We start from the raw sequence: 5199 nt of genomic DNA on the forward strand, positions 1-5199 counted from the left end.
CCCCCTCCCCCGCTCCCGTCGCCGGGCATGCTGAGGGGGTGAGCAACGACGAGTTCCGCGCCGCGATGGCCCGGCTGGCCGCGGGCGTGGTCCTGGTGACCGCACAGGAGCCGCCGCTCGACCCCGACGACCCCACGGCGCCCGGCGGCGAGGACGTCGGCATGACCGCGACGGCCTTCCTGTCGGTGTCCCTGGACCCGCCCCTGGTGCTGGTCAGCCTGCGCACCGGCAGCCGGATGGACGACCTCCTGGACGAGCAGCCCTGCTGGGCGGTCTCCGTGCTCACCGAGGGCCAGCGGCACATCGCCGGCCGGTTCGCGATGAAGGGCCGGATCAGCGACCGGCTGCTGTTCGCGGACCTCCCGTACGTACGGGGCGAGGTCTCCGGCGCGCCCCTGCTGGACGGCGCGCTGGCGACCCTGGAGTGCCGTACCGAGCAGCGGGTGACCGCGGGGGACCACACGCTGGTGATCGGGCGGGTGCTGTCCGCGCGGGTGCCGAGCACGGAGGGCGGCCCCCTGCTGTACTTCCGCGGTCGCTACCGGCAGTTGGACTAGGGCCTCGCCGCGGTCCCGGCGCCGGGACCCGGCGTGCGCCGGGGTTCTAGGTCCAGTCCCGGCCGGACCGGCCGCGCTTGGTGTCCGAGCGCTGCTTCTTCTGCCGCAGCCGCCGCTCGTTGATGCCCCGTGGGATCCGGGTGGGCCGACGCGACTTGGGCGGCGGCGCGGTGGCCTCCGCGAGCAGCGCCGCCAGACGTACGGCGGCGGCCTCCCGGTTGCGCCACTGGGAACGGTGCTCGGAGGCGCGTACGACCACGACGCCGTCGACGAGCCGGCCGGCCAGCCGCTCCAGCGCCCGCTGCTTCCACACCTCGGGCAGCGCCTTCGTGGCGGCCAGGTCGAAGCGCAGCTCCGCCTGCGAGTCACTGGTGTTGACGTGCTGGCCGCCGGGCCCCGACGACCGCGAGAAACGCCACATGAGCTCGGCCTCGGGGAGCGAGACGGAGCCGCGGACGACATAAGGACCGGACATGCCGTCCATGGTCGCGCGTGTGTCCGGCTCACGTCACGCGAATATGCGGCATCCAGGACATCGGCATCCCGGACATCGGTAAAGAAAGTAAAGACACCTGGAACCTCCGGTACGTCTCACGGCGTTCATAGGGGTAGCGGTAGCTTCGTGCCGTACGAAGCCGCGCACGCAACGAGGGAAGGGACTCCCAACAATGGCTGTAAGCCTGTCCAAGGGTGGCAACGTCTCGCTCACCAAGGAGGCTCCGGGCCTGACCGCCGTCACCGTGGGCCTCGGCTGGGACGTCCGCACCACCACGGGCACCGACTTCGACCTCGACGCCTCGGCCATCGCGGTCAACACCCAGGGCAAGGTCTACTCGGACGCCCACTTCGTCTTCTTCAACAACAAGCAGACCCCGGACAGCACGATCGTCCACACCGGTGACAACCGCACGGGTGAGGGCGCCGGCGACGACGAGGCGATCAACGTCAACCTCGCGGGTCTGCCCGCCGACATCGACAAGATCGTCTTCCCGGTCTCCATCTACGACGCGGAGAACCGCTCGCAGAACTTCGGCCAGGTCCGCAACGCCTACATCCGCATCGTGAACCAGGCAGGCGGCGCCGAGATCGCCCGCTACGACCTCTCCGAGGACGCGGCGACCGAGACCGCCATGGTCTTCGGCGAGCTGTACCGCAACGGCGCTGAGTGGAAGTTCCGCGCGGTCGGCCAGGGCTACGCCTCCGGCCTGGTGGGCATCGCCCAGGACTTCGGTGTGAACGTCTGATCCGCACCGCCCGCACGAGGCCCCCGTCCGACCGGCCGGGGGCTTCGGCGTTCCCGCTACGGAGCTTCCCGGGACGGCCCAACTACCCTGCGGCCATGCGCCTCGAACCGCTCGCCCTCACCCCCGACCACGACCTCCCGGGTCCCCTGCTCACCGAGCTGACCGCGCTCTACGTGTCCGCCCGGGCCTTCCACGCGCTCAGCGGCGAGTTCCCCGACCCGGACGACATCCGTCCGGAGCAGGTGGCGGCGGCGCTCGCGGACGAACTGGCCCAGCCGGGTGCGCAGGTGTCCCTCGCCCGCAGCGAGGGGCGGCTCGTCGGGGTCGTCGTGACCCTGGACCGCCATCCCGACCCGGCCGACCCGGATCCGTGGATCGGGCTGCTGATGGTGGACGCGCGGGAGCGGCGGAAGGGGTACGGGCGCGAGCTGGCGGCGGCCGTGGAGGAACGGTTCCGGGCCGCCGGGCGGAGCGCCGTGCGCCTCGCCGTCCTCGACGCCAACGCCGAGGGCCTCGCCTTCTGGACCGCCCTCGGCTACGAGGTCCTGGACCACCGCCGCGACCGCGAACGCGGCCGCCCCTGCGCCGTGCTGCGCAAGCCCCTGCGGGGATAGGCCCGTTCCGCGACAGAGCCGGTCCTCAGCGGTGGGCGGGCTTGCCGTCTCCGTACAGCCAGTCCCGCCAGATCGGGCCGAAGTCCTTGTCCGGCGCCCGGCTCTCCACGTACGCCGTGAACTCGGCCGTGCCCGCGTTGCCGTGGCGGTGGGCGGCCGCCCAGCCCTGGACGATGTCGTAGAACGTGTCGTCGCCGACGGTCTGCCGGATCTTCTGGAGGACCATCGCGCCACGCCAATACACGGGCGGGTCGGAGATGTGCGCCGCGCCGGACGGCTTCGCGGGCGGGAACGCCCAGATCGCCGCGTTCGCCTCCGCGTCGTCGAAGTAGTCGCCGTCGTAGAGCGCGTCGAAGGTCTCCTGGGCGCTGTCGCCGCCCTGGTCCTCCTGCCACAGCCACTCCGCGTAGGTCGCGAAGCCCTCGCTCAGCCACATGTCCCGCCAGGTCCTCGGCGTGACCGAGTCGCCGTACCACTGGTGGACGAGTTCGTGGACGAGGGTTCCGATGTCGAGGACACCGGGGAAGACCGGCCGGTTCTGGGTCTCCAGGGCGTAGCCGACCTCGTCCTGACGGTCGACGATCACCCCGGTGGAGGAGAACGGGTACGGGCCGAAGTTGGTCCGGGCCCACTCCATGATTTCCGGGAGCTTCGCCAGCACCGCGCGGCTCTCCTTCGCGCGGGCGGGGGCCACGGCGACGTACGCGGGCAGACCGTCGGCGGTGGAGCGGCCGACCTCGTAGCGGCCGATCGCGACGGTGGCGGCATAACTCGCCATGGGGTCGGCGGTGTGCCAGGCGAAGGTGGTCCTGCCGCCCGCGGTGGTCTCACCGGCCTGCTCCCCGTTGGAGACCGCGGTCAGGCCCTTCGGCACGGTGACGGCGATGTCGTACGTCGCCTTGTCGGAGGGGTGGTGGTTGCCGGGGAACCAGGTCATGGACCCGGTGGGCTCACCGAGCGCGAGCGCCCCGTCCGCGGTGGGCAGCCAGCCCTCCTTCGAGCCGTCCTGGTCGGTGAGGGTGAGCGGGGTGCCCGCGTAGCGGACCGTGACCTGGAAGGTCTCGCCGTCGCGGAGGACGTCGGACGGGCGGACGGTCAGCTCCTGGCCGGCCCGGTTCCAGCGTGCCTTCTCGCCCTCGACGGTGACCGTACCGACGTCCAGGCCCTTGAGGTCCAGGTCGAAGGCGGAGAGGTCCTGGGTGGCGCGGGCCGTGAGGCCGGCGGTGCCGGTGAGCCGACGGCTGCCGGGGTCGTAGGCGAGCCGCAGGTCGTAGTGGGTGACGTCGTAGCCGCCGTTGCCCGCCTTCGGGAAGTACGGATCGCGCACCCCGGAGCCGCCCGGCGTGCCGTGGACCCCACCGCCGTCGCACGCGGCGAGGACGAGCGCGAGCACTAACGCGGGCACGACGGGCGCGGATCGGGACATGTCAGCGATCCTATGAGGGCGTGACACCATCATTCACGTGCTCGACATCGGCTACGCCCTCTCCAACCGCTTCCCGGACCCGCCCCAGACGGACTACCGCCGCGCGGACGTCCATGCGCTGCGGCACGACCTGTTCTGCGGTGACGTCTATCTGGCGGACACCGAGAAGGACCACGAGTTGTCCACAGCCTGGGGATGGGTGCCGGTGCTCGACTTCGCGTGGGCGCTGTGCGACATCGTGGAGCGCATCGACCAGGACCCGGCGGGCTCCCGTGCCTCCCGCCCGCAGCACGCGGAACTGGACTTCACCGAGTCCACCGACCGCATGCTCTTCGAGCGCCGCTTCGGCTGGGTGGACATCGAGTCCGACTGGATGCCGGCCGAGGAACCGCCGCTCACCTTCTCCCACAGCGAACTGCGCCGCGAGGCACGGGACTTCCTGCACGACCTGATCGCCGACCTGGTCGACCTGCACGACGACCTGGGCGAGAACCCGGCGATCTGGACCCTCCAGGCCCGCTTCCCCCGGGTGGGCTGAGCCCGCACCGGCCGCGCCCGGCCGGGGCCCGCCGCCGCCCCGGCACCCGGCCTCCGCCCCCCTGGACCTCAGCTCCCGGTCCTCAGCCCTCCACGCGGATCCCCAGCTCCGCCGCCAGCACCGGTGCCAGATCCAGCAGCTGCCCCGTACTGATCACGGCCCCGCGCAGCCGGTCCACCCCGCGCGCGATCTCCAGCGAGGCGACCCCGCGCAGGTCCACGTCCGTCAGGGTCGCCGCGCCGAAGTCCACGCCCTTCAGCACGCAGTCCACGAACTCCACCCGCTCCAGCCGGGCACCCCCGAAGTCCGGCTCGACCAGGACGCAGCCCTCGAAGACGACGTCCTTCAGCCGGGCCTTGCGCAGGTTGAGGTAGTCGATCTTCCCGCCCCGGATCACCACCCGCTCCAGCACCGACCCGTGCAGCTGCACCCCGCCCAGCCGCGCGTCCACCAGCTCCACGTCCCGCAGCGTCGACTCGGCGAGGTCGGTGCCGACACCCCGTATGCCGGTCAGGACCGAGTCCAGGATCCGGGCGTGGTGCAGTCGCGTCTCGTCCAGCGCGCAGCCGTTCAGCGCGCAGTCCATGAAACGCGCGCCCGCGCCGTCCTGCCCGGCGAAATCCTCCGGTCCGAACTCCAGCCCGTCGTAGTCCCCGTCGGGCTCCAGAGCGCCCCCGTCGTACGGCTCCAGCGGCGGCAGCCGCACCTCCGGCCGCCGCGCGCCCGCGCGCCGGGATCCGCCCGCCGTGCCGGAACCGCTCCGCCCGGCGGTCCTGCCCGCCCCGCCCGCACCTGTCCTCGCCATGCCCCCATCCTGCAC

The 5199-nt window shown here is 72.2% G+C and carries 7 protein-coding genes; 4 read left to right on the forward strand and 3 right to left on the reverse strand.

Going from position 1 to position 5199, the window contains the following annotated elements; genetic code table 11:
- The coding region (locus FNH09_RS44380; RefSeq protein ID WP_152895548.1) for a flavin reductase family protein at positions 1-557 on the forward strand (557 nt) is incomplete at its 5' end.
- 46 nt (positions 558-603) lie between these two features.
- Here FNH09_RS44380 and arfB read toward each other — a convergent pair.
- The gene (gene arfB, locus FNH09_RS44385) at positions 604-1041 is read right to left on the reverse strand and encodes an alternative ribosome rescue aminoacyl-tRNA hydrolase ArfB (RefSeq protein WP_152895549.1); all 438 of its coding nucleotides are present in this window, start codon (positions 1039-1041) and stop codon (positions 604-606) included.
- Between the two features lie 184 nt (positions 1042-1225).
- Between arfB and FNH09_RS44390 the strand changes: the two genes are divergently transcribed.
- Both FNH09_RS44390 and FNH09_RS44395 read left to right on the forward strand, forming a co-directional pair.
- Positions 1226-1801, forward strand: coding sequence for a TerD family protein (locus FNH09_RS44390; RefSeq protein WP_037709701.1), 576 nt, complete (start codon positions 1226-1228; stop codon positions 1799-1801).
- 95 nt (positions 1802-1896) lie between these two features.
- Positions 1897-2415, forward strand: a complete 519-nt coding sequence (locus FNH09_RS44395; RefSeq protein WP_152895550.1) for a GNAT family N-acetyltransferase — start codon at positions 1897-1899, stop codon at positions 2413-2415.
- Positions 2416-2440: 25 nt separating this feature from the next.
- Here FNH09_RS44395 and FNH09_RS44400 read toward each other — a convergent pair whose 3' ends face one another.
- Positions 2441-3841 (reverse strand): M1 family metallopeptidase, encoded by a 1401-nt coding sequence (locus tag FNH09_RS44400; RefSeq protein ID WP_152895551.1) that lies wholly within the window; start codon positions 3839-3841, stop codon positions 2441-2443.
- 37 nt (positions 3842-3878) lie between these two features.
- Here FNH09_RS44400 and FNH09_RS44405 point away from each other — a divergent pair, with 37 nt between their 5' ends.
- The gene (locus FNH09_RS44405) at positions 3879-4379 is read left to right on the forward strand and encodes a hypothetical protein (RefSeq protein ID WP_162470037.1); all 501 of its coding nucleotides are present in this window, start codon (positions 3879-3881) and stop codon (positions 4377-4379) included.
- Positions 4380-4461: 82 nt separating this feature from the next.
- On the opposite strand, the gene FNH09_RS49675 is transcribed toward FNH09_RS44405, so the two are convergent.
- Entirely contained in the window at positions 4462-5184 is a 723-nt protein-coding gene (locus FNH09_RS49675) for a pentapeptide repeat-containing protein (protein WP_152895552.1), read from the reverse strand.
- Positions 5185-5199: the final 15 nt, after the last annotated feature.

Source organism: Streptomyces adustus, from assembly GCF_009377175.1.
Lineage (GTDB): Bacteria > Actinomycetota > Actinomycetes > Streptomycetales > Streptomycetaceae > Streptomyces > Streptomyces adustus.